At 73.3% G+C, this 23,163-nt stretch carries 18 protein-coding genes; 14 read left to right on the top strand and 4 right to left on the bottom strand.

Annotated elements, in window-relative coordinates:
• Positions 1-36: 36 nt before the first annotated feature.
• The 3 genes from ABD230_RS14030 to ABD230_RS14020 all read left to right on the top strand — a co-directional run bounded on the left by ABD230_RS14030 (position 37) and on the right by ABD230_RS14020 (position 6,530).
• Positions 37-1,995 carry a capsular polysaccharide synthesis protein gene (locus ABD230_RS14030; protein WP_344375543.1) on the top strand — a complete coding sequence of 653 codons (1,959 nt, stop codon included), beginning with the start codon at positions 37-39 and terminating at the stop codon, positions 1,993-1,995.
• Between the two features lie 88 nt (positions 1,996-2,083).
• Positions 2,084-5,176, top strand: a complete 3,093-nt coding sequence (locus ABD230_RS14025) for a CDP-glycerol glycerophosphotransferase family protein (RefSeq protein WP_344375537.1) — start codon at positions 2,084-2,086, stop codon at positions 5,174-5,176.
• Positions 5,177-5,228: 52 nt separating this feature from the next.
• A complete protein-coding gene (locus ABD230_RS14020) occupies positions 5,229-6,530 on the top strand; it encodes a UDP-glucose dehydrogenase family protein (RefSeq protein WP_344375534.1) in 1,302 nt (433 codons plus the stop codon).
• Positions 6,531-6,600: 70 nt separating this feature from the next.
• Here the strand turns inward: ABD230_RS14020 and ABD230_RS14015 are convergent, their stop codons facing one another.
• Positions 6,601-7,779: an acyl-CoA dehydrogenase family protein gene (locus ABD230_RS14015; protein WP_344375531.1), complete on the bottom strand. Its 1,179-nt coding sequence runs from the start codon at positions 7,777-7,779 to the stop codon at positions 6,601-6,603.
• 106 nt (positions 7,780-7,885) lie between these two features.
• Between ABD230_RS14015 and manA the strand changes: the two genes are divergently transcribed.
• Both manA and ABD230_RS14005 read left to right on the top strand, forming a co-directional pair.
• Positions 7,886-9,130 (top strand): mannose-6-phosphate isomerase, class I, encoded by a 1,245-nt coding sequence (gene manA, locus ABD230_RS14010; RefSeq protein WP_344375528.1) that lies wholly within the window; start codon positions 7,886-7,888, stop codon positions 9,128-9,130.
• A gap of 97 nt (positions 9,131-9,227) precedes the next feature.
• Positions 9,228-10,196 carry an acyltransferase family protein gene (locus ABD230_RS14005; protein ID WP_344375526.1) on the top strand — a complete coding sequence of 323 codons (969 nt, stop codon included), beginning with the start codon at positions 9,228-9,230 and terminating at the stop codon, positions 10,194-10,196.
• A gap of 53 nt (positions 10,197-10,249) precedes the next feature.
• Here ABD230_RS14005 and ABD230_RS14000 read toward each other — a convergent pair whose 3' ends face one another.
• A complete protein-coding gene (locus ABD230_RS14000; RefSeq protein WP_344375522.1) occupies positions 10,250-11,206 on the bottom strand; it encodes a GlxA family transcriptional regulator in 957 nt (318 codons plus the stop codon).
• Positions 11,207-11,314: 108 nt separating this feature from the next.
• Between ABD230_RS14000 and ABD230_RS13995 the strand changes: the two genes are divergently transcribed.
• From ABD230_RS13995 to ABD230_RS13975, 5 genes are all read left to right on the top strand, one after another.
• Positions 11,315-11,464 (top strand): hypothetical protein, encoded by a 150-nt coding sequence (locus tag ABD230_RS13995; protein WP_344375519.1) that lies wholly within the window; start codon positions 11,315-11,317, stop codon positions 11,462-11,464.
• 54 nt (positions 11,465-11,518) lie between these two features.
• Positions 11,519-12,487, top strand: a complete 969-nt coding sequence (galE, locus tag ABD230_RS13990; RefSeq protein ID WP_344375517.1) for a UDP-glucose 4-epimerase GalE — start codon at positions 11,519-11,521, stop codon at positions 12,485-12,487.
• A gap of 169 nt (positions 12,488-12,656) precedes the next feature.
• Positions 12,657-12,977, top strand: coding sequence for a WhiB family transcriptional regulator (locus ABD230_RS13985; protein ID WP_344375512.1), 321 nt, complete (start codon positions 12,657-12,659; stop codon positions 12,975-12,977).
• Positions 12,978-13,069: 92 nt separating this feature from the next.
• Positions 13,070-16,069: a glycosyltransferase family 2 protein gene (locus ABD230_RS13980; RefSeq protein ID WP_344375508.1), complete on the top strand. Its 3,000-nt coding sequence runs from the start codon at positions 13,070-13,072 to the stop codon at positions 16,067-16,069.
• On the top strand, positions 16,053-17,486 hold the full coding sequence (locus tag ABD230_RS13975; RefSeq protein ID WP_344375505.1) for a DUF5719 family protein: 1,434 nt from the start codon (positions 16,053-16,055) through the stop codon (positions 17,484-17,486). The genes ABD230_RS13980 and ABD230_RS13975 overlap by 17 nt, the downstream gene beginning before the upstream one ends.
• 62 nt (positions 17,487-17,548) lie before the next feature.
• On the opposite strand, the gene ABD230_RS13970 is transcribed toward ABD230_RS13975, so the two are convergent.
• Positions 17,549-17,992 carry a hypothetical protein gene (locus ABD230_RS13970; protein ID WP_344375502.1) on the bottom strand — a complete coding sequence of 148 codons (444 nt, stop codon included), beginning with the start codon at positions 17,990-17,992 and terminating at the stop codon, positions 17,549-17,551.
• 46 nt (positions 17,993-18,038) lie between these two features.
• Between ABD230_RS13970 and ABD230_RS13965 the strand changes: the two genes are divergently transcribed.
• Genes ABD230_RS13965 through ahcY form a run of 3 tightly spaced genes read left to right on the top strand, consistent with a single transcriptional unit; the run spans position 18,039 to position 21,207 of the window.
• Positions 18,039-18,254 carry a DUF3499 family protein gene (locus tag ABD230_RS13965; protein ID WP_344375500.1) on the top strand — a complete coding sequence of 72 codons (216 nt, stop codon included), beginning with the start codon at positions 18,039-18,041 and terminating at the stop codon, positions 18,252-18,254.
• Positions 18,251-19,684, top strand: a complete 1,434-nt coding sequence (locus ABD230_RS13960) for a phosphomannomutase/phosphoglucomutase (RefSeq protein ID WP_344375496.1) — start codon at positions 18,251-18,253, stop codon at positions 19,682-19,684. Before ABD230_RS13965 ends, ABD230_RS13960 begins: the two co-directional genes overlap by 4 nt.
• 35 nt (positions 19,685-19,719) lie before the next feature.
• Positions 19,720-21,207, top strand: a complete 1,488-nt coding sequence (gene ahcY / locus ABD230_RS13955; RefSeq protein ID WP_344375493.1) for an adenosylhomocysteinase — start codon at positions 19,720-19,722, stop codon at positions 21,205-21,207.
• A 24-nt stretch (positions 21,208-21,231) separates the two neighbouring features.
• Here ahcY and ABD230_RS13950 read toward each other — a convergent pair whose 3' ends face one another.
• The gene (locus tag ABD230_RS13950; RefSeq protein WP_344375490.1) at positions 21,232-22,083 is read right to left on the bottom strand and encodes an RDD family protein; all 852 of its coding nucleotides are present in this window, start codon (positions 22,081-22,083) and stop codon (positions 21,232-21,234) included.
• Between the two features lie 17 nt (positions 22,084-22,100).
• On the opposite strand from ABD230_RS13950, the gene ABD230_RS13945 reads away from it, so the two are divergent.
• Positions 22,101-23,096, top strand: a complete 996-nt coding sequence (locus ABD230_RS13945) for a stage II sporulation protein M (protein ID WP_344375488.1) — start codon at positions 22,101-22,103, stop codon at positions 23,094-23,096.
• Positions 23,097-23,163 lie beyond the last annotated feature (67 nt).

The raw sequence follows: 23,163 nt of genomic DNA, 5'->3' as shown, positions 1-23,163 counted from the left end.
CGAGCGTCGCCGCCCCGAACTGGAAGGATGGGGGCCATGCTGAGCGCGACGGTGCGGCGACAGATCGCCGCCACCCGGAAGACCAACCTGATCGCCAACGCGAGCTTCGAGGTGCTCGACGACGAGGGACGGCTTCCGGCGCCCGGCGAACCCGGCGGCTACTACATCCACGTGAACAACACGGGCGAGCCGACGTCGGCGTGGGCGGCCACGGGCCGCACCTCGCTCGAGATCGTCGGCACGGCCGAGAGCTTCGACACGCACTTCGCCCCCGAGGGACGCAACGGCGCGTTCCGGGTCGGACTGCGCGCCGGGGGCACCTACGCCGCCTCGGCGCGCGTGGAGCTGCCGGCGCGCCTGCACGGGCCACTCGCCAGGACGCGCCTGACGATCTCGCCCGGATGGACCGTCCGCGGCGAGCACCGCTGGAACCCGCTGCCCTCGGCGGGCGCGGACAACGCGCCCGGCGTCCACGAGATCCGCCACCGGTTCACGGTTCCCGCCGACGCCCAGGGCGCGTGGATCCGGTACGTCTCCGGCATGGCCGAGGGCGGGGGCGCCGTGCGCTGGGACGACCTGCTGCTCGTCGAGGGCGATCCGTGCGACTACTTCGACGGCGACACGGCCGGCGACGGCCTGCATCGGCACGGCTGGAACGGCGAGCCCGGTCGTTCGACGTCCTTCCGCGAGCTCCTGCCGCCCGACGAGCTCTTCGGGGGGCGCTCGCTCGTCGAGCTGGCCGACCTGCTCGAACGGCACGTCGTCGTGCCGGGGACCGACGACGAACTGGCGGTGGTGCTGGACTGGGTGCGCCGCGACCGACGCCGCGACCCGGACCTGGACTACTTCGAGGGCCGGGTCGCCGACTGGGAGGGCGACCACGACGCGGCCGTCACGAGGTTCGACGCCGCGCGCGGCGAGGGACCGACCGCCACCCTCGCCGAGCTCGAGCTCGGCCGGCTGGCGCACCGCGCCCGGAACTGGCAGGCGGCCGACACCCACTTCCGCGCGGCTGCGCGCGACGAGTCCTCGCCGGCGTCGATCGAGGCCGGCTACCGGGTCGCGGCGGCCATGGACCGCGGCGGCCGGCTGGCCGAGTCGGCCGAGCAGTCGCGCGCCGTGGCTGCGCGCGACGACGGCCTTCCGTTCGACATCGAGCGCGCGCTCGCCGCGGACCCGAAGGCGATCTGGCCGCGGCGCGTGCTCGGCCGGTTCGTGCGCGAGCACCTCGACGAGATCCGCGTCCGTGCGCTCGAGCCCGTGGCGACGGCGTCGGCGCTCGTCGGGACCGAACCCGTGTTCACGTACTGGCACCAGGGCTTCGACCAGGCGCCCCCGCTCGTCGCGCGCTGCCACGAATCGCTGCTCGCGCAGGAGGGGGACCGCGTGCACGTCCTCACCGGCGAGAACCTCGGGCAGTACGTCGGGCTCCCCGCGCCCGTGATCGAGGCCGTGGGCACCAACTACACGCACCTGTCCGACCTCATCCGGCTCGATGCCCTGACCCGATTCGGCGGGCACTGGGTCGACGCCACCTGCCTGTTCACGGGACCGATCGGCACCGAGCCGTCGCTCACCGGCCAGGACTTCTTCTGCTACAACTACTCGGGTCCGAGGGTCGGCTCCTGGTTCATGAGCGCGGTGCCCGGAGGCTACAGCGTCTCGCTCCTGCGCGAGGCCATGGTGCTGTGGTGGCTGCGGGAGGGGTACCTCGCCGACTACTTCCAGCTGCACTACATGCTCGAGATGCTGTACTGGCTCGACGACCGGTTCCGCGCGGAATGGGACGCGGCGAGCCATCGCCACCCCGGTGACGCGCTCGCAGTCCAGCGGGCGCTGCACCAGTCGAACGACGGAGGGACGCTCGCCCGGCTGGCGTCCGGCTACTGGGTGCACAAGCTCACCTACAAGTCGGACGTGGGCAACGCCGGCGTCGACACGGTGGCCGCCGCGATCGTGCGCGGCGAGCACCGCGGCATCCGGTTCGACGGCTGAGGACGTCGACCGCGACGCGGTCGCCCACGGTCACGGGGCTCGGAACCGGCTCCCCTAGAATTGCCGGGTTCGAGAGACTGGGAGACGCGTGACGGACCGAAATCGACGTGTGTGGATGTTCAACGCCGGCAACACGTTCAACGGCAACCCCAAGTGGTTGTTCCTCTACGTGAACCGGTACCGCCCGGACATCGAGGCGCACTGGATCACCGATTCGGAGGACGTCGTCGCCCAGGTCCAGGCGATGGGCTTCAGCGCGATGACCTTCCGCGGACCCAAGTCCCGCGAGGTCCAGCGCCGCACCGGCGTGTGGGTCGTGAACCAGGTCAAGGAGCACCTCCCCGAGAACCTGCGCGGCGCGGTGCTGCTGAACCTCTGGCACGGGGTCGGCGTGAAGCGCGTCGAACGGGCCATGACGACCGGTTTCCTCCTGCCCCGGATCGTCGAGAAGTACGTGCGCAACAACGTCGAGTACCGGCGCAACCAGCTGTTCCTCGTCACCTCGCCGACGATGGAGGAGCACTTCGCCGCCCAGATCGACCCCGCGCCCACGCAGGTGATCCGTGCGGGCTACCCGCAGAACCTGTTCTCGCGGCTGCACGGCCGCTTCGCGTCGTTCGACCACGACCTGCGTGCCGCGCGCGGCCTCCCCGCCTCGACGCGCATGCTGATGTGGGCGCCGACGTACCGTCTCCGCGGCAATGAGACGTTCGTGGCCCGGGCGCTGCCCGACGTCGATCGCCTCCTCGAGTCGCTGGAGCGGTCGGACTCGATGCTGATCCTCAAGCTCCACCCCCAGCTCGCGGTCGACCGCACGTACCGGGCGCTCAAGGCGCGGTACGGCGACCACCCGCGGCTCGTGTTCTGGGACAACGCCGACGACGTCTACGAGGTGTTCCCCGACCTCGACACCGTGATCGTCGACTACTCGTCGATCCTCTACGACGCCTTGAACGCGGGGGTGGAACGGGTCATCCGCTACCCGTTCGACTGGGGCGACGAGACGGCGCTCGAGCCCGGCCTCGACTACGAGCGGCTGTCGGCCGGCCGATGGGCGGGCGACTTCGACGCCCTGCTCGAGGCGATCGAGGACCGCGACACCGTCGTGCCCGGCGAGGACCTCGAGCGCCTCGACGAGACCTTCTGGGCGTACGCCGATGACGACACGTTCACGACGATCGTCGAGCACGCCCTGGCCTACGAGCCGATCGACGTGCGGCTGCCGACGCTGTACAGCTTCGACGTCTTCGACACGCTGATCCACCGCCGCGCCGTGCTCCCGGAGTCGATCTTCCACGGCGTCCGGCAGCGCATGGAGCTGAGCCCGACCGCGTTCCCGGGCGAACTGCTCGCGAGGTTCCCGGAGATCCGCATGCAGGCCGAGGCGGCGGTCCGCGAGTACCGGCGCAAGTCGCCCGCACTGGCGAACTCGCAGGAGTTCGAGATCCAGTTCGACGACATCTACCGTCGGATCCGCGAGATCTTCCATCTCACCGACGAGCAGGTCGACCTGCTCTCCGGCTGGGAACTCGAGCTCGAGGTCGAGAACTGCATCGCGGACGAGCGCATGCTCGCGCACGTCCGCTCGCTCGTCGAGGCGGGTGAGACCGTCGTCCTGATCAGCGACATGTACCTGCCCAAGCAGACGCTGGTGCGCATGCTCGGCCATGCGGACCCGCTGCTGGCGACGTTGCCGCTGTACCTCTCGAGCGAACAGCTGGTCCAGAAGACGACGAAGCGGCTGTTCGCGCGCGTGTTCACCGACCTCGGCTACGACTACGGCGCGTGGATCCACACCGGGGACAACCTGCGGGCCGACGAGGTGCTGCCCCGCGAGCTCGGCATCCGGACGGTGCGGACCGAGACGCCGACCCTCGACGAGTACGAGACCGAGTTCGTCGAGTCGATCCGCAGCTACGACGCCTACCTCCTCGCGGGTCGCATGCGAGACCGCCGGATGAGCGGCGAGTTCACGGAGGCGGAGCTGTTCGCCTACCGGACCGCGTCGTTCTACCTCGTGCCGTACGTCTCGTGGGTGCTCGCCGATGCGGTGCGCCGGGGCTACGAGACGCTCTATTTCATCTCGCGCGACGGCCACCACATGAAGGAGATCGCCGACGCGCTCATCGCCTCGCGCGGGCTCGAGCTGCGCACCGAGTACATCTACGGCTCCCGTCGCGCCTGGCGCCTCGCCTCGCAGCTCGACGGCATCGACGACGACACCTTCGCGCCGCACGGCAGCTTCGGCGGGGTGCGGACGTTCGCGGGGCTCCTCGAGTCCTCGCGTACGACCGAGGACGAGCTGCTCGCCATGTTCCCCGAGTTCGCCCAGTACCGCGACGCGCCCTTCGACGGCGCGACCGCCGGCGGCATCGTGGAGACGATGCGCTCCTCTGGCGCGTACCGCGCGCACCTGGAACGCGTCGCCGAGGCCGACCGCGAGCTCGTCACCGAGTACCTGCGGGACCACGTCGACCTCGACGGCAGGATCGCGTTCGTGGAGTACTGGGGCCGTGGCTACACCCAGGACTGCCTGGCCCGGCTGCTCGAGGTCGCGGCGGGCCGGCCGGTGGAGTCGCCGTTCTACTACGCACGCAGCATCTACCCGTCGAACGGCGTCTCGGTCCGGCACAACTTCACGTCGGCGACGTACTCGCTCCTCGTGATCGAGGCGCTCTTCGCGAACCTGCCGTACGGCAGCGTGACGGGGTACGAGCGTCGCGACGGCCGGGTCGAGCCGGTGATGGCCTCGCGCTCGCACGACCGGGAGCTCTACGAGGCGTTCGAGCGGATGCTGCCGATGTTCGCGAACGACGTCGCCGACCTCGACTTCATCGACCGCGACCGGCTCCGCCGCGACGTGTTCGCCTTCGGGTTCGAGCACTTCCGCGCGCACCCGGGCGCACCGGAGTACCTCCGCTTCATCGCGCCGCTGCGCGACGCGGTCGAGCTCGGCAGCCACGAGCGGGAGTTCGCGCCGGCGCTGCGCGTGCGCGACGTGGTCGACTACCTGCGCGGCAAGCCGATGGGGGAGATCACGCGATCGCTCGCCCTGACCATGGAGCGCTCGAACGGGATCGCGCCGTGGCTGCTGCGGATGCAGAAGGAGGTCGGGTTCCGCCGCGTCGTCAAGGGCGCCGTGGCGCGGGCCCGCGAGATCGTCACGCGGCCGTCGCCGTGACCCCGGTGGCCCCGGCCGTGCGTGAGAATGTGCGGGGAGCGAGAGGAGCGACGTGAAGATCTCCGTCATCGGCTGCGGGTACCTGGGAGCGGTCCATGCGGCCGCGATGGCGAGGCTCGGCCACGACGTCGTCGGCATCGACACGGATGCCGCGAAGGTCGAGAAGCTGTCCGCCGGCGTCGCGCCGTTCTTCGAGCCGGGACTGCCCGAGCTGCTCTCCGAGGGCATCGGCTCCGGCCGCCTCCGGTTCTCGACGGACCTCGCCGACGCGGCCGGGGCGCGCGTGCACTTCCTGGCGGTCGGCACGCCGCAGCTGCCGAATTCGGACGGCGCCGACCTGCGCTACGTGCACGGCGCCGTCGACGCGCTCGCCCGGGTGGTCGCGCCCGACTCGCTGATCGTCGGCAAGAGCACGGTGCCCGTGGGCACGGCGGGCGGGCTCGTGGACCGGTTGCGCACGGCCGGCTCGCGTGCGGCGCTCGCCTGGAACCCGGAGTTCCTCCGCGAGGGCTTCGCGGTCGCCGACACGCTGACGCCCGACCGGCTCGTGTACGGGGTGGCCGACGCCGACGACGCCGCCCTGCTCGACGAGGTCTACGTCGACGTGCTCGCGACGGGGATCCCGCGCATCGTGACCGACTACGCGACCGCCGAGCTCGTGAAGACGGCGGCGAACGCGTTCCTCGCGACCAAGATCAGCTTCATCAACGCGATGGCCGAGATCGCCGAGGCGACCGGGGCCGACGTCACGACGCTGGCCGACGCGATCGGGCACGACGCCCGCATCGGCCGCCGGTTCCTCAACGCCGGCATCGGGTTCGGCGGCGGCTGCCTGCCGAAGGACATCCGGGCGTTCACCGCACGGGCCGAGGAGCTCGGCCGCGCCGAGTCGGTGGCGTTCCTGCGCCAGGTCGACGCGATCAACCTGCGTCGGCGCGAGCGCGCGGTCGACCTTGCCGTCGAGCTGCTCGGCGGCTCGGTCTTCGAGCGCCGGATCGCGGTCCTCGGGCTGACGTTCAAGCCCGACTCGGACGACACGCGCGACTCGCCCGCGCTCGACGTCGCCGCGCGCCTGCACGGCCTCGGCGCGCGCGTCCGCGCGACCGATCCCGAGGGCATCGGCAACGCGCGCCTGCGGCACCCGCAGCTCGATTACACGACGTCCGCGGAGGAGGCGCTCCGCGACGCCGAGCTCGCGGTGCTCGTCACGGAGTGGCGCGAGTACCGCGACCTCGACCCGGAGCGCGTCGCCGGGCTGATGGCGACGCCGCGCGTGATCGACGCCCGGAACGTGCTCGACCCCGCGTCGTGGCGCGCGGCCGGGTTCGCCTACCGCGGCCTCGGCCGCAGCTGAACGGGCTCGCCGGGACGACGGATGCCGCGGCGCACCCGGCGCGCCGCGGCATCCGTCATCGTGGTGTGCCTCAGACGAACGCGGCCTGCCCGGTGATCGCGCGGCCGACGATGAGCGTGTTCATCTCGCGCGTGCCCTCGTACGAGTAGAGGGCCTCGGCGTCGGCGAAGAAGCGGCCGACCTCGTAGTCGAGCACGATGCCGTTCCCGCCGCATGCCTCGCGCGCCCAGGCGACGGTCTCGCGCATCGCGGAGGTCGCGAAGGCCTTCGCGAGCGCCGAGTGCTCGTCGCGCTGCTCGCCCGCGTCGAGCATCTGCGACACGCGGACGACCATGCCGAGCGAGGCGGTGATGTTGCCGAGGCACTTCACGAGGAGGTCCTGGATGAGCTGGTGCGACGCGATCGGCTTGCCGAACTGGTCGCGCTCCTTCGCGTAGCGGACGGCGGCCTCGTAGGCGCCGATCGCCGTGCCGACGGCCGACCAGGCGACCTCGGCGCGGGTCTGCCGGAGGACCGCGGCGGTGTCGCGGAACGACGTGGCGTTCTGCAGCCGCAGCGACTCGGGGACGCGGACGTCGGTGAGCGTGATGTCGGCGTTCTGCACGATCCGCAGGCTGACCTTGCCCTCGATCTTCGTCGCCTCGTAGCCGGGCGTCGAGGTCGGGACGATGAAGCCCTTGACCTGTCCGTCGTCCTCGTCCTTGGCCCAGATGATCGTGATGTCCGACCAGGTCGCGTTGCCGATCCACCGCTTCTGGCCGTTGAGCACCCACTCGTCGCCCTCGCGACGCGCGGTCGTGCGGAGCCCGCGCGCGGAGTCGGAGCCGGACAGCGGCTCGGTGAGCCCGAACGCCCCCACCACCTCGCCGGAGGCGAGCTTCGGGATCCACTCGCGGCGCTGCTCGTCCGATCCGCCGATCGCGATCGACCCCGTCGCAAGGCCGTTCTGCACCCCGACGAACGTGCACACCGAGGCGTCGACGCGGGCGAGCTCGAGGGCCACGAACCCGCGGAAGACGGCGGAGTTCTCGAAGGGCGCCGTCTCGTCCCAGGCGTACGACAGCACGCCGAGGTCGGCGAGCGGCTTCACGACCTCGACGGGGAACTCCGCCCGCTCCCAGTATCCGTTGACGATGGGTCGGACCTCGCGCTCGAGCCACGAACGGATCTCGGCGAGCGCCTCCTTCTCGCGGGCGGTCAGCAGGGACTCGTACGAGTAGAAGTCGCTCGCGAGCGGCTCGAAGGACATGTCTGCTCCTCTTCGTCGGGCGGATGTGCCGAGCCTAGGTCGCCGCCCGGCCGCGACCGCAGCCGTTGGTAGTCTGCCGCCAAACCCCGAAAGGACACCGCCCGGCATGTTTGTCGCGATCCGCAACCACCCTCGAGACTATGCGTGGGGATCCCACACCGCGATCGCGGAGTTCCTGGGCGTGGAGCCCTCGGGGAGCCCGGAGGCGGAGCTCTGGCTCGGGGCCCACGCGGGCTCGCCGGCGGAGGTCGTCGATCCGGACGCGGCCGGCGCCGACGACCTCGCCGGCCTCATCGCCGCGAACCCGGGGCTGGCCCTCGGGCCCGAGCACGCGCGCGAGGGCGCGCGCCTGCCGTTCCTGCTGAAGGTGCTCGCCGCGGCGCGGCCGCTGTCGCTCCAGGCCCATCCGACCCCGGACCAGGCGCGCATCGGCTTCGCGCGCGAGGAGGCCGAGGGCGTCCCGATCGACGCGTTCGACCGGAACTACCGGGACCCGTACGCCAAGCCCGAGCTGATCGTCGCCGTCAGCGACACGTTCGAGGCGCTGTCGGGCTTCCGGGACCTCGAGGAGGTGCGTGCCGTCCTCGGGGTGCTTCGCGAGGCGGATGCCGCCGATGACGACCCGCAGCCCGGCGCGCTCGACCTGCTGGGCTCCCGCATCGAGGGACCCGATCCGCTCCGCGAGGCCGTGGCCTGGCTGCTCCAGGACGGTCGAGGCGGCGACTCCGGGGAGGCGGCGTGGCTCATCGAGCGGACGACCGCGCTCGCGGGGTCGGAGATCGCGCTGGCGTCGCCGTACGCGGCGTCGTTCCGCACCGTGCTGGACCTCGCGGCCGAGTACCCGGGCGATCCGGGCATCGTGATCTCGCTCCTGCTCAACCGGGTCACGCTGCGTCGCGGCGAGGCGCTGTTCCTCGACGCCGGCAACGTCCACGCCTACCTGTCCGGCCTCGGCATCGAGCTCATGGCCGCGAGCGACAACGTCCTCCGCGGCGGTCTGACGCCCAAGCACATCGACATCCCCGAGCTGCTCGAAGTCCTCGACTTCGCGCCCATCGAGCCGCCGCTGCTCGCAGCCGTCGAGGTCGCACCGGGCGTGCTGGAGTACCGGCCCCCCGTGCCCGACTTCACCCTCCTGCGGGTCGAGGGGGCGTCGCCGGAGGTCCGCCTGCCCCTGTCGGGCCCCGCGGTCGTGCTCGCAGAGGGGGAGGGCGTCGAGCTCGCCGGCCGCCACGGCGCCATCGCGCTCGAACGGGGCGGCGCCGCGTTCGCGTCGCCCGACGAGCGGGAGCTCGCCGTGACGGGTGGCGGCATCGCGTGGATCGCGACGGTGCCGCCCACCGTGCCCTGAGCGCGGGGCGCCCGGCGCGGGGCCAGCGGGTCGACGCGCGGAATCGTCACGCAGCGCATTCGGGCGGCATCCGGGCGAGGCGTGCGACAATACCGCGATGCAGCCCGCCCCCACCCGCTCCGTTGCGCCTGTCGCGACCCGATCCGCAGGGATCGATGCGCTCCGGGTCGTCGGCGTGGTCGCGGTGGTCTTCGCCCACATCTGGGCCGGCGGGCTGACCCACGCGGCGATCTACAGCTGGCACGTGCCCGTGTTCTTCGTCCTGAGCGGCTACCTGTGGCGCGAGGGCCGCACGCTCGGCGACGAGGTGCGCCGGCGGGCGCGGTCCCTGCTCGTGCCCTACGCGCTGTGGCTGGTCGTGGTGACCGCGGCGTGGGCCGCGTTCACGGCGGTCGTCGGCACCATGCAGCTGCCGGACCCCACGGCGCTCCTGCTCGGCGGCGCCCGGATCGGCGGGCAGTACGCGGCCTTCTGGTTCGTGACGGCGCTGTTCGTGGCCGCGATCGCGATGCGGGCGCTCTCGGCGATCGCAGTCTGGGTCCCGCCGGTCGTCGGCGCCCTCGTCCTCGCCGTCGCGTACGTGCAGCCCGAGTGGGTGCGGTGGGTGCCCTGGTCGGCGGGCGTGGCGCTCGCCGCGCTCGTCTTCGTCAGCGCGGGCGACGGCCTGCGCCGGATCCGCGACCGCGTGGCCGCGCCCCTGCCGATCGGCGCCGCGCTCGTGGTCGGAGGGCTCGCGCTCACGATCTCTGGGATCGTGCCGCCCGTCGACATGAAGGCGGCCGACTTCGGGGCGCCGATCGTGAGCGTCGTCGTCAGCGCGGCCATCTCGTGCGGCCTGATCCTGGTGTTCGAGGGCGTCCAGGATCGGTTCCCCACCGGGCTCGCCCGCTCGGCGACGCGGCTCGCCGGGCTCGCGATGCCGGTGATCCTGTTCCACGCCTTCTTCATCGCGGCCGGTCACGTGCTCGGCGCGCCGGGCATCGTGATCTTCGCGTTCGCCCTCGGCGTCCCGATCGCGACGGGCCTGCTCCTGCTCCGCACCCGCTGGGGCCGGCACTTCCTCTGACGCTCGGTCCGCCGAGGCGCGGGCGGGCGGATGCCGCGGCGACGGCCGAGACGTCAGCCGACCTGACGGGGCCCGAACACCCGGCGGTACTGCGTCGGCGTCGTCTGCAGCACCTTCACGAAGTGGTGCCGCATGACGGCGGCCGCGCCGAAGCCGGTCTCGCGGGCGATCTCCTCGAGCGTCAGGTCGGTCTCCTCGAGGAGTTCCTGCGCCCGGAGGAGGCGCTGGCGGTTCAGCCAGGCGTTCGGCGTGGTGCCGGTCTCGGAGCGGAACCTGCGCGCGAACGTGCGCGGCGACATGAGCGCCTTGCGGGCGAGTCGGTCGACCGTGAGGTCCTCGTCGAGGTGCTCGAGCATCCAGTCGGTCACCTCGGCGAGCGAGTCGCTGCGGCACTCGACGACGGGCGTGCGGATGAACTGCGACTGGCCGCCGTCGCGCTGCGGCGGCACGACCATGCGCCGGGCGACGATGTTCGCCGCGCTCGCGCCCAGCTCGGTGCGCACGATGTGCAGGGCCGCGTCGATGCCGGCGGCCGTGCCCGCGCCGGTGACGACCTTGCCGTCCTGCACGAACAGGACGTCGGGGTCGACCTCGGTCTCCGGGAACATCTCGGCGAGCCGGTCGGTGTACATCCAGTGCGTCGTCGCCCGGCGTCCGTCGAGGACGCCGGCGCGCGCGAGCGTGAAGGCGCCCGAGCAGACGCTCAGGACCCAGGCGCCGCGGTCGACCGCCTCGCGGATGACGCGCAGCACCTCGGGGTGCGCCGGCTCGTCGATGAGCGAGGCGGGCACGGCGACCAGGTCGGCGGTCTCGGCGGCCTCGAGACCCTCGTGCACGACGACGTCGAAGCCCAGCTTCGTCGAGATCGGCCCCGGCTCGGCGGCGACGACGTGGAAGTCGAACGTCGGCCCGCCCTGCTCCGAGCGGTCGATGCCGAACACCTCGCAGATCACGCCGAACTCGAACGGCGCCATCTGGGGGACGGCGATGCAGGCGATGGTCTGGAGCACGGGAGCCTCCTCGGTGGCGCGGCCGCGACGACCGCATGGCAGGAATGTGCCGATCACTGGCGAGTCTGCCACTGTCGGCAGGATGTTGCAAGGAGCACAATTTCTGCCATGGACATCATCGTGTTTCTGATCCTCGCGGGACTCGCGGTGTGGGGCGTCGTCGCGACGCTGCTCCGACTGGACTCCGACGGCTACGGCCGGCCGGAGATCCGCGACCGCGTCCGTCACGTCGAGCGGGCTCCGCTGCGCCGCGTCTGACCCCGCCCGCTAGCATCGTCACGACGCCGGAGACGCCGGCGGCGGAAGGCGGACATGAGCTGGCTGGTCACCGGGGGAGCGGGCTACATCGGGGCGCACGTCGTGCGTGCGTTCCGGGAGCAGGGCATCGACACGGTCGTCGTCGACGACCTCTCGTCGGGTCGGCGGACCTTCGTGCCCGAGGGCGCGCCGTTCGTGCAGGGCTCGATCCTCGACGGGGCGCTGCTGGAGGACGCCATGGCGGCCCACGACGTCCGAGGCGTCGTCCACCTCGCCGGGTTCAAGTACGCCGGCGTCTCGGTGCAGCGGCCGCTGCACGCCTACGAGCAGAACGTCACCGGCACGGCGCGGCTCCTCGGCGCGATGCAGGCCCGCGGCGTCGACCGCATCGTCTTCTCGTCGAGTGCCGCCGTCTACGGCACGCCCGACGTCGACCTCGTGACGGAGGACACGCCCAAGCGCCCGGAGTCGCCGTACGGCGAGTCCAAGCTCATCGGCGAGTGGCTGCTCGCCGACCAGGCTCGCGCGCACGACCTGCGGCACACCTCGCTGCGGTACTTCAACGTCGTGGGATCGGGCACCGACGAGGTCTACGACCCGAGCCCGCACAACCTCTTCCCGCTGGTGTTCGACGCCCTCCTCGAGGGACGGACCCCGCGCATCAACGGCGACGACTATCCGACGCCCGACGGCACCTGCGTGAGGGACTACATCCACGTGGCCGACCTGGCTGACGCCCACGTCGCCGCCGCGAAGCGGCTCGACGCCGGGGAGCCGATCGAGCCGGTCTACAACCTCGGCTCGGGCGACGGCGTGTCGGTCGGCGAGATCATGCGCGAGGTCGCCCGCGTGACGGGCATCGACTTCGAACCCGAGATCGCCCCGCGCCGGGCCGGAGACCCCGCGCGGATCGTCGCCTCGGGCGAGCTCGCGGCGCGCGACCTCGACTGGCGCATGCGCCACGACCTGGGCGACATGGTCGCCAGCGCGTGGTCCGCGCGGAAGGCGGCATCCGAAGACTGACCGGGGCGATCACGACTCGGACACGCCGTCAGCGTGTCGCGCGTGCCCTGAAGCCTCGACAGGGGGTGGAGGGTTTACGATTCGCGACTTGACTTCCACCGAATTACACCGGTGTAATTGGTCAAGACACACCCCTCGGGGATGTCGGTACAACTGGGTGGGAGACGATATGGGCAAGCCTGAATATCGTTCTGGGGTACCTGAGGATTGGTTCGTCGACCCCGTGAGGATCGGCGTACCTGGGGTTCGCGGGGTCGCAGACGACGACAACCAGCTGGCGTGGCAGAGCGACGCGCTGTGCGCGCAGACGGATCCGGAGGCGTTCTTCCCGGAGAAGGGCGGTTCGACGCGAGACGCCAAGCGCATCTGCACGGGCTGCGAGGTCCGCGCGGAATGCCTGGAGTACGCGCTCTCGAACGACGAGCGCTTCGGCATCTGGGGCGGCCTCTCGGAGCGCGAGCGGCGCAAGCTCCGGCGTCAGGCCAGCTGATCGACGTCGCGCAGCGGGTGCGCCCCGACACGTTCGAGGCACGCCCGCCGCGCTGACGGACCGCGCGGGGACCGCCGCCTAGGCTGTCCCCGATGTTCCCCAGAGTCACCGCCGTGGTCGTCGTGCAGCACGGCGGCGACCGGCTCCGCACGACCCTCGAGGCGCTGCGCGAGCAGACGCGTCGTCCCGACGACCTCGCGGTCGTGCTCATGGGTGTCGACGACGCCACCCGGCGGACCGTCGAGGCGCAACGACCCGCGCACGTGGTCTCGCTCGGCGAGGCGCTCCCGTTCGGCGAGGCCGTCGAGCTCGTCGCCCGCACCCTCCCGGACCCGGCGGAGGACCGCGACGCGCTCTGGCTCCTGACCGAGGACGCCGCCCCGGACCCCGACGCGCTCGAGGCCCTCGTGGCGGCGCTCGAGAACGCCCGGAGCGCGGTCGTCGCCGCGCCGAAGCTGGTGGACTGGGACGACCCGCGACGGATGGTCCGATTCGGACGCACCGTGACCCGCTGGGGACGCAGCGTCGCCGTGGTCGACGGCGAGCTCGACCAGGGCCAGCACGACGAGCTGTCCGACGTCCTCGGGGCCGACTCGGCCGGGCTCCTCGTGCGGCACGTCGTCTGGCGGGACCTGGACGGCTTCGACCCGGCACTGCCGGTCGTCGACGACGGCCTCGACCTGGGGATCCGTGCCCGGCTCGCCGGCCACCGCGTCATCGCCGTGCCCGCCGCACGGATCCGGTTCGGCGACGTGGGGATCGCCGGGCCCGGCTCCGAACCCGGCGGTCGGGCGGCGCGGCGCCGGGCACGCGAATCCCGCACGGAACGCCTGCACCGCCGCCTGGTCGCCGCGCCGGTCGTCCTCGCCCCGCTGCACTGGCTGACCCTGCTGCCGCTCGCGGTCCTGCGGTCGCTGCGGCACCTCCTCGCCAAGACGCCCGGCGCGATCCCGGGGGAGTTCCGCGCGGCGGTGGAGGTCATGGTCACCCCGCAGCGCGTGGTGCGCTCGCGACGGGTCATCGCGCGGACCAGGACGGCGCGGTGGTCCTCGCTCGCGCCGCTCCGGATGCGACCGGACGAGGTGCGCGTGCGCCGCCAGCAGGCCGCCGAGGCACGTCGCCAGCGCGCGCGCGGTCGCGCCGACGACCTGATGTTCCTCCAGACGGGCGGAGGCTGGGTGCTGCTCGCCACGGTCGCCGCCTCGGTCGTCGTCTTCGCACCGCTGGTCGCCTCCGGCGGCGTCGCGGGCGGAGGGCTGCTTCCGCTCTCCGACGACGTCGGCACGCTCTGGCGCAACGCCGCCGCCGGGTGGCGGGACGTCGGCGGGGGCTTCGAGGGCGCCGCCGACCCGTTCGCGGGCGTCGTCGCCGTGCTCGGCACCGGGGCGTTCTGGTCGCCGTCGTTCGCGCTGCTGGCGCTGTGGCTGGTCGCGATCCCGCTCTCGGGGCTCGGCGGCTGGTTCGCTGCGGCCAGGCTCACCGAACGGGCCGCGCTGCGGGTGCTCGGCGGGCTCGGCTGGGCGCTCGCCCCGCCACTGCTCGACGCGCTCGCCGCCGGTCGCCCGGGCGCGGTGATCGTGCACGTCCTCCTCCCGTGGCTCGCGGTCCTCATGTTCGCCGCGGCGACGTCCTGGGCGGCGGCCGCTGCGGCGTCGCTCGTGTTCGCCGCCATCGTCGCGTGCGCACCGAGCGCGGCGCCCGCGCTCGTCGTCGCCTGGCTGGTCGCGCTGCCGCTCAGCGGGCGCGCCGCCGTCCGGCTCGCAGGCATCCCGCTCCCGGCGCTCGCGCTCTTCCTCCCGCTCATCGTGCAGCAGGTGCAGCGCGGCGCACCCCTCTCCCTCCTCGCGGACCCGGGCCTGCCGCACGGTGCGGCGGAGCCCACCCCGGTGCAGGTCGCCCTCGGACAGGCATCGGGCACCTGGGGCCGCTGGGACGAGGCGCTCGGCGGGATCGTCGCCGAGTTCGTCCCGCCGGTCGTCGTGCTCGCGGTCCTCATCGCGCCGCTCGTGCTCGCCGCGATCTCCGTGGTCGGCTCCCGTCGGCTCCGGGGCGGGCTGCTCGCGCTCGCGCTCGCGATCCTCGGGTTCGCGACGGCCGTCGGGGCGACCCTCGTCCACGTCGCCTTCACGGGCGAGCGCGTCGTCCCGGTCTGGGCCGGAGCCGGGATCAGCCTGATGTGGCTGGGCCTGCTCGCCGCGGCCGTCGTGGCGCTGAGCACGCTGCGGTGGGGCGCCGCCGCGGCCGCCACGGTCGTGATCGCCGGCGGGATCGTGGCCGTCGCGCCCACCCTCGCGGCGCTCGCCCTCGGGCAGACGGCGGTCGGCCCGGCCCCCGAACGCACGCTCCCGGCCTTCGTCGAGGCCGAGGCTGCGACCGATCCGCGGGTCGGGACCCTCCGCATCGAGCCCACCGCCGACGGCGGCCTCCGCGCCACCATCGAACGAGGGAGCGGCGCGACGCTCGACGAGCAGTCCACGCTCGCCTCGACCCGGCGCGAGCTCACCCCGACCACCGAGGAGATCGCGACCCTCGCCGGGAACCTCGTCTCACGGAGCGGCTTCGACGCCGCTCCCGCGGTCGACGACCTCGGCCTCTCGTTCGTGCTGCTCGGACCGGGATCGGAGGACGGCCGTGCCGCCGCCGTCGAGGCCCGGGCGCGCGCGGCGCTGGACGGGAACCCGCAGGTGGCCGCGATCGGCGAGACCGACTTCGGCCCGCTCTGGCGCTTCACCGACGCGGAGGCGGACGCCCCGGGCGCCCGGCTGCCGGAGCCCGGCCCGATCGCGGGCTGGATCGTGGCGGGCCAGCTCCTCGTCGTGGGGGCGGCGCTGCTGCTCTCGATCCCGACGGGCGGCGGACGCGAGCCGGACCGACGGCCGCCCTCGCGGCGCCGTCGACGACGGCCGCGCCCGGTTCCGGATGCCGCGGCCGCGTCGTCCGCGGCCGAGGACGACGCCGTGACCGGGACGCCCCCCGAGGACGACACCGACGAGGATGCCGCCGCCGAGCCGGTGCCGGCGTCGGCCGCCGCACGGCCGACGTCCCCGGGCGAGCCGGACGAGGAGGGAGATCGACGTGCCGACGACGCGTGAGGTGCTCCGAGCGACCGGCCGCGCGGCCGCGGTCGTCGGCGTCGCCGCGATCGTGACCGGGCTCGTCGGCGCTGCCTCGCTGCTGCCGCTGCCGGTCGTGGCCGCCGCACCGCCGTCGACGATCGTGCAGCCGGCCGAGAGCCGTCAGCTCCGGGTCTGCCCGGGTCCGCTGCTCTCGCTCGCGGACGACGCCGCAGCCGCCACGGCCGCCCGCTCCATCGGCGAACCGGACCTCGTGGTCGCCGCCGACCCCGCCGACGCCGAGGTCGCGCAGGTCGACCTCGCCGCGCCGGACGACGCCGCCGGCGCTGCCGGCCCGGTGGCGCTCTCCGCGGAACCCGGAGCGGTCATGTCGGGCATGCTCGCCGGGGCGCAGTCACAGTCGGCGGACACGGAGTCGCTCCGCGGCTTCGCCGCCGCGGACTGCGCGGAACCGGCGTCGGACTCCTGGCTCGTCGCGGGTGCGACCGACGTGGGACGCTCGGGGCTCGTGCTGCTCGCCAATCCCGGAGAGGTCGCCTCGACCGTGGACCTCCGCGTCATCGGCGAGACGGGCCCCGTGGAGGCGCCCGCCGGCCTCGGGATCGTCGTCGCACCCGGGACGCAGCGGGTCGTGTCGCTCGCCGGACTCGCCCCGAACGTCCGGACCCCCGTGGTGCACGTCACGAGCACGGGCGCGCCCATCGCGGCCGCACTGCAGCACTCGGTGGTGCTCGGACTCGACCCCGCAGGGCTCGAGCTGTCGACGCCGACGGCCCTCCCGGCCGCGCAGCAGGTGCTGCCGGGTTTCGTGGTCGTCGATCGCCGCGGGGTCGCGACCGACGAGGACCACGCCGACGGCGACGACCACCCGGCGCTCCGGATCTACGCGCCGGAGGGCGTCGAGGCATCCGCTTCGGTCGAGGTCCGCGACGAGGACGGCGCACCGGCCGCCCAGGTCGAGGTCGAGCTCGCGCCGGGGCAGGCGACCGACCTCCCCCTCGGGACGCTCGACCCCGGTACCTACACGATCCTCGTGGACGCGGACGCGCCCGTGGTGGTGGCCGCCCGGTCGACCGTGCTCGGCCCCGGCGACGACCCGATCGTCGCCGACCTCGCGTGGACGACGGCGACCGGGCCGCTGCTCGACGGCGCGACGGTCGCGGTCCCCCCGGGCCCCGGAGCGGCACTCGAGCTGGCCAACCCGACCGAGGTCGACGTCGAGGCGATCGTGTCGGCGGGCGCGGACGAACGGAGCGTCGTCGTGCCGGCCGGCGGCGCGGCGTCCGTCCCGGTCGGCGGCGGCGACCGGCTCGTCCTCGCCGGCGTCGACGGCCTCCACGCGGCGGTGACGTTCCGCGGCGACGACGCGCTGGCCTGGATGCCCGTGCCGCCGCCCGGTCCGCTCGACGCGCCGGTGCGGGTCTTCCCCCAGTAGCGCCGGCGCCGTTCGGCGGGTCGCGCCGTCGGCCGATCACGCGCGGCCGCTCCGGGCGGGCCTCAGAGGTGGCGGTAGCGACCCGGCGCCAGCTCCCACGGGTCGCGCCCGAGGAAGTCCGCCACGGCGCGGAAGACGCAGCTCTCGACGAGCAGCTTCTCGTCCTTCTCCTCGCCCTCCTGCGTCCGCAGGAACCGCACGATCGGCAACCGGAAGAAGACGATGCGACGCTCGTCGTGGTACACCTTCCACCGGTCGACGTGGTCGTCGTGCACGGCCTCCGCCGGGGCGTCCGCGACCTGGATCGACACGCCCTCGAGCTCAGGCCACAGGCCGCGCAGGTAGGCGGCGGTCGATGCGATCGTCAGGTCGAACTCGTCGATCCTGGTGCGCAGCAGCGGCAGGTGCGGACCCGTCACGGGCGAGCGCATCCCACGGCCGTGGCGGTCCCGGGCGAGGCGCCGGGGCGAGGCCGCCGTCGCGGCGACACGACGGGAACGTGGCATGGCCTCCATGGTACCGGCCGTCCGGATCGCTACGCTGGGGGTCGCCATGAGACGTTGTTCGCGCACCGCATGCGCCGCCGAGGCGGTCGCGACCCTGACGTACGACTACGCCGACTCGCTCGCGGTCCTGGGGCCCCTGTCGTTCACGCGCGAACCCCACTCCTACGATCTCTGCGCCCGCCACGCCGAGCGTACGTCCGCCCCGCGGGGCTGGCAGATCATCCGGCACGTCACGCTCGGTGAGGTAGGGTTCACCGCATGAATCCCCCCGCGAGACCGGGCGCTGCCGCGCGCCTCGAAACGATCGTCAAGGCGTACGACGTGCGCGGCATCGTCGGCGACGTCCTCACGGACGATGTCGTCGAGGCGCTGGGCGCGGCCTTCGTCGACGAGGTCCTCGCGGCCGACGGTCGCGTCGTCGTCGGGCACGACATGCGGGACTCCTCCCCGGGCTTCGCCGAGGCGTTCGCGCGGGGGGCGACGGCGCGCGGCGCCGACGTCGTCGCGATCGGGCTCTGCTCGACGGACGAGACGTACTACGCCTCCGGCGCGATGGACGCGCCCGCGGCGATGTTCACCGCGAGCCACAACCCGGCGGCCTACAACGGCATCAAGTTCTCGCGGGCGGGCGCGCAGGGCATCTCGCTCGACACGGGGCTGGCGGCGATCCGTGACCGCGCCGCGACCTACCTCGAGCAGGGGTTCACGGCCGTCGCCGAGCCCGGCCGCGTCGGGGCCGCCGACATCCTCGCCGACTACGCCCGCCACCTGCGCTCGCTCGTGGACCTGGGCGGCATCCGCCCGCTCCGCGTCGTCGTCGACGCGGGCAACGGCATGGGCGGCCTCACGGTCCCGGCCGTCCTCGGCGAGGCGGCCGGCCTGCCGGCGATGCCGCTGGACATCGTCCCGCTCTACTTCGAGCTCGACGGCAGCTTCCCCAACCACGAGGCGAACCCGCTGGACCCGGCGAACCTCGTCGACCTGCAGCGCGCGGTGCTCGAGCACGGCGCCGACCTCGGCCTGGCGTTCGACGGCGACGCCGACCGCTGCTTCGTGGTGGACGAGCGCGGCGAGGCCGTCGACCCGTCCGCGGTCGCGGCGATCGTGGCCCTCCGCGAGATCGCGAGGGTGCGTGCGGGCGGCGAGGCCGAGCCGACCGTGATCCACAACCTCATCACGTCGCGGTTCGTCCCCGAGACGATCGAGGCGGTCGGCGCGGTCGCGGTGCGCACGCGCGTCGGGCACTCGCTCATCAAGGACCGCATGAAGGAGACCGGGGCGGTCTTCGGCGGCGAGCACTCGGCCCACTACTACTTCCGCGACTTCTGGGGCGCCGACAACGGCATGCTCGCGGCGATGCACCTGCTCGCGGAGTTCGGGTCGCAGGGCGCCCCCCTCTCGACGCTCGCCGCGCGCTTCACGCCGTACGCGCTGTCGGGGGAGATCAACTCGACGGTCGCCGACGTCGCGGCCGCGTACACGCGGATCGTCGAGGCGTTCACGGGGCGGGTCGAGTTCGACGAGCTCGACGGCCTGACGGCCACGGGCATCACGTCGGAGGACGAGCCGTTCTGGTGGTTCAACGTGCGCCCCTCGAACACGGAGCCCCTGCTGCGGCTCAACGTCGAGGGCGAGGACGTCGCCACGATGTCGGCCGTCCGCGACGAGGTGCTGGCGCTCATCCGCGCCTGATCGCCCCCGGGTCCGCGGGTGCGAGAATGGTGCCCATGACCCTCGTCACGCCCTCCGCGACATCCGCCCTGCCCTTCAAGGTCGCCGACCTCTCGCTCGCCGAGGCGGGCCGGCACCAGCTCCGCCTCGCGGAGAACGAGATGCCGGGCCTCATGGCGCTGCGGGCCGAGTACGGCGCGTCGAAGCCGCTCTCGGGCGCCCGCATCGCGGGCAGCCTGCACATGACGGTGCAGACCGCGGTGCTCATCGAGACGCTCGTGACGCTCGGCGCCCAGGTGCGCTGGGCGAGCTGCAACATCTTCTCGACGCAGGACGAGGCGGCCGCGGCGGTCGTCGTCGGCCCCGAGGGCACCGTCGACGAGCCGAGCGGCGTCCCCGTGTTCGCGTGGAAGGGCGAGACGCTCGAGGAGTACTGGTGGTGCACCGACCGCATCTTCGACTGGTCGGCGGAGGCCGAGGCGGCCGGTGCCGACTGGATCGGTCCGAACATGATCCTCGACGACGGCGGCGACGCCACGCTGCTCGTGCATCGCGGCCGGGAGTTCGAGGCGGCGGGGTCGGTGCCCGCGGCGACGGATGACGCGAGCGCCGAGTACCGCGTCGTGCTCGACACGCTCCGTCGCTCGCTCGAGGGGAGCCCCGATCGCTGGACCCGCATCGCCGACGGCCTGCAGGGCGTCACCGAGGAGACGACCACGGGCGTCCACCGCCTCTACGAGCTGCACGCCGAGGGCGAGCTGCGCTTCCCGGCCATCAACGTCAACGACTCGGTCACGAAGTCGAAGTTCGACAACAAGTACGGCATCAGGCACTCGCTGCCCGACGGCCTGAACCGCGCGACCGACGTCCTCATCGGCGGCAAGGTCGCGTTCGTCGCCGGGTACGGCGACGTCGGCAAGGGTGCGGCGGAGGCCCTCCGAGGGCAGGGTGCCCGGGTCATCGTCTCCGAGATCGACCCGATCAACGCGCTGCAGGCCGCCATGGACGGCTACCAGGTCGCGCGGCTCGAGTCGGTGATCGACCAGGTCGACCTCCTCGTCACCGGGACCGGCAACAAGGACGTCGTCCGCCTCGAGCACCTGCTCGGGCTCAAGCACCTCGCGATCGTGGCGAACGTCGGTCACTTCGACAACGAGATCGACATGGCCGCGCTCGAGTCGCTCGAGGGCGCGGAGCGGGTCGAGATCAAGCCGCAGGTGCACGAGTGGCGCCTGCCCAACGGGCGGAGCATCCTCGTGCTCTCCGAGGGGCGGCTCATGAACCTCGGCAACGCCACCGGGCACCCGTCGTTCGTGATGTCGAACTCGTTCACGAACCAGGTGCTCGCGCAGATCGAGCTGTGGACCCGCCCCGAGGCCTACCCGGTCGGCGTCTACGTGCTGCCCAAGCACCTCGACGAGAAGGTCGCGCGCCTCCATCTCGACGCTCTCGGCGTGGAGCTCACCGTGCTCACGCCGGAGCAGGCGGCGTACCTCGGCGTCCCCGTCGACGGGCCGTACAAGGTGGACCACTACCGGTACTGACGCCCGTCGCCGGCACCACCGGCGTCAGCGCTCGGGGAACCCGTTCGGGCGCGCGTCCAGGACGGGCTCGAGTGCGGCCATGCGCGCATCGACGAGTCCGAGCGCCGTGAGGTCGCGGCTCCGGCGCAGTGCGGCCACGGCCGCGAGGAACAGCTCGGGGTCGGTTCGCGGCACGGGGGAGACCCAGGGCGCCGCCTCGGCCGCGAGTCCGGCCGCCACGCGCACGCGGCTCGCCGGCGCGAGGTGCGGCGCGTTCCGGAGGAAGCTCGCGATCCGGCGCGCGAGTGGGTCGGGCATGCGCCCGACGTCGGCGATCGCGGCCCAGCCGGCGAGCGGCTCGGGGACCCCGAACGCCAGCGGCACGTAGGGCTTCACCCGCTCGACCTGGCCGTGCGTGCCCGCGAGCAGGTCGCCCAGCCGCTTCGAGTCGGGGTTCAGGAAGCCGACGAGGACCGCGAGGCCGCCGAACGTCATCCAGATCTCGAGCACGCCGGTGAGGGCCCGGATGAGCGCGTGCCGGAAGCCGATCGATCCGCCGTCGTCGCGCACCACCCGGATGCCGAGCGCGAGCTTGCCCAGCGAACGCCCGCGCGAGGCGGTCTCGACCGCGGTGGGCAGGACGACGATCAGGGTCACGACCAGCGCGAGCCCGACCGCGCGGAACGCCGCCTCGTCGAGCTCCAGCCCGGCGATCGCGAGGAGTGCGAGCAGCCCCACCAGGATCGTCGCGAGGACGTCGATCGCGGCGCCGCCGGCCCGCATCACGGCGCCGGCCGGTCGGAGGTCGAGGGCGACCGCCTCACCCGTGAGCACGGCCTCGTCATCGACCACGACGGCCCGGGTCGCGCCGGGGCGGGCGGAGGCGTCGGCGGGCATGGCTAGTATTCAAGCAGATGGACCTCGACGCCCTCGCGACCGCCCGCCACGACGACTGGGAGCGGCTCGACGCGCTCTCGCGGCGGTCGCGGCCCGACGGCGCCGAGGCCGATGAGCTCATCGACCGCTACCAGTCGGCCGCGGCCGACCTGTCGCTCGTGCAGGCGACCGCGGGGTCGACGGCGCTCGGCGAGCGGCTCTCGCTCTCGCTGGCGCGTGCCCGGCTGCGGTTCACCGGCACCGCCGAGAACCCGCTCCGGCAGCTGTCGCGGTTCGCGCTCATCGGACTGCCGGCCGCGCTGTACCGGATCCGCTGGCTCACGCTCGCCGTCGCGGTCGCGACGGTGCTCGTCGCCGCGCTCTACGCGGGATGGGTGCTCGCCGACCCCCGCGTGCTCGCCGGCCTCGGCAGCGACGAGGAACTCCGGCGCCTCGCAGAGGAGGGCTTCGTCGCCTACTACTCCGAGAATCCCGCCGCCTCCTTCGCCGGGGCGGTGTGGACGAACAACGCGTGGATCGCCGCGCAGTGCGTCGCCTTCGGCATCACCGGGATCTGGGTGCCGTGGGTCGTGCTGCAGAACGCGCAGAACCTCGGGGTCACGGCGGCGGTCATGATCTCGTACGACGAGGCCGACACCTTCTTCCTCTACATCGCGCCGCACGGGCTGCTCGAACTCACGTGCGTGTTCGTCGCGGCGGCGGCCGGCCTGCGGATCTTCTGGGCGTGGGTCGCACCGGGCCCGCGTCCGCGCGGCGAGGCCGTGGCCGCCGACGCCCGTTCGCTCTTCTCGGTCGCCATCGGCCTCGTGTTCTTCCTGTTCCTCGCGGGCGTGATCGAGGGCTTCGTCACGCCGGCGCCGTGGCCGTGGCCGGTCAAGATCGGCATCGGGGCACTCGCCCTCGGGCTGCTGCTCTTCGCGATGCTCGTCCTGGGCCGCCGCGCAGCCCGGGCCGGCGAGACCGGCGACCTGGCGACGTTCGACGCCGGCGCCCGCCGCGCCTCCGCGGGCTGACCGTCGGGCGGCGGCGCCCCTCGCCGGGGCGCGCTCCCAGGGGCGGCGCGACGGCGGACGTCGCGAC

It is taken from the genome of Agromyces tropicus (assembly GCF_039531345.1).
GTDB classification, from domain to species: Bacteria; Actinomycetota; Actinomycetes; order Actinomycetales; family Microbacteriaceae; genus Agromyces; species Agromyces tropicus.
Note: the sequence above shows the minus strand (reverse complement) of the source record. Positions and strands in the feature narration are given on the sequence as shown.

What these genes read in the sequence shown, in the direction of transcription:
- ABD230_RS14015 (WP_344375531.1), bottom strand. Translation starts at nt 7,779, where the DNA reads ATGTCCTTCGAGCCGCTCGCGAGCGACTTCTACTCGTACGAGTCCCTG.
- galE (WP_344375517.1), top strand. Translation starts at nt 11,519, where the DNA reads ATGAGCTGGCTGGTCACCGGGGGAGCGGGCTACATCGGGGCGCACGTC.
- manA (WP_344375528.1), top strand. Translation starts at nt 7,886, where the DNA reads ATGTTTGTCGCGATCCGCAACCACCCTCGAGACTATGCGTGGGGATCC.
- ABD230_RS13965 (WP_344375500.1), top strand. Translation starts at nt 18,039, where the DNA reads ATGAGACGTTGTTCGCGCACCGCATGCGCCGCCGAGGCGGTCGCGACC.
- ABD230_RS13960 (WP_344375496.1), top strand. Translation starts at nt 18,251, where the DNA reads ATGAATCCCCCCGCGAGACCGGGCGCTGCCGCGCGCCTCGAAACGATC.
- ABD230_RS14030 (WP_344375543.1), top strand. Translation starts at nt 37, where the DNA reads ATGCTGAGCGCGACGGTGCGGCGACAGATCGCCGCCACCCGGAAGACC.
- ABD230_RS13950 (WP_344375490.1), bottom strand. Translation starts at nt 22,083, where the DNA reads ATGCCCGCCGACGCCTCCGCCCGCCCCGGCGCGACCCGGGCCGTCGTG.
- ahcY (WP_344375493.1), top strand. Translation starts at nt 19,720, where the DNA reads ATGACCCTCGTCACGCCCTCCGCGACATCCGCCCTGCCCTTCAAGGTC.
- ABD230_RS13970 (WP_344375502.1), bottom strand. Translation starts at nt 17,992, where the DNA reads ATGCCACGTTCCCGTCGTGTCGCCGCGACGGCGGCCTCGCCCCGGCGC.
- ABD230_RS13985 (WP_344375512.1), top strand. Translation starts at nt 12,657, where the DNA reads ATGGGCAAGCCTGAATATCGTTCTGGGGTACCTGAGGATTGGTTCGTC.
- ABD230_RS13980 (WP_344375508.1), top strand. Translation starts at nt 13,070, where the DNA reads ATGTTCCCCAGAGTCACCGCCGTGGTCGTCGTGCAGCACGGCGGCGAC.
- ABD230_RS14005 (WP_344375526.1), top strand. Translation starts at nt 9,228, where the DNA reads ATGCAGCCCGCCCCCACCCGCTCCGTTGCGCCTGTCGCGACCCGATCC.
- ABD230_RS13995 (WP_344375519.1), top strand. Translation starts at nt 11,315, where the DNA reads ATGGACATCATCGTGTTTCTGATCCTCGCGGGACTCGCGGTGTGGGGC.
- ABD230_RS13945 (WP_344375488.1), top strand. Translation starts at nt 22,101, where the DNA reads ATGGACCTCGACGCCCTCGCGACCGCCCGCCACGACGACTGGGAGCGG.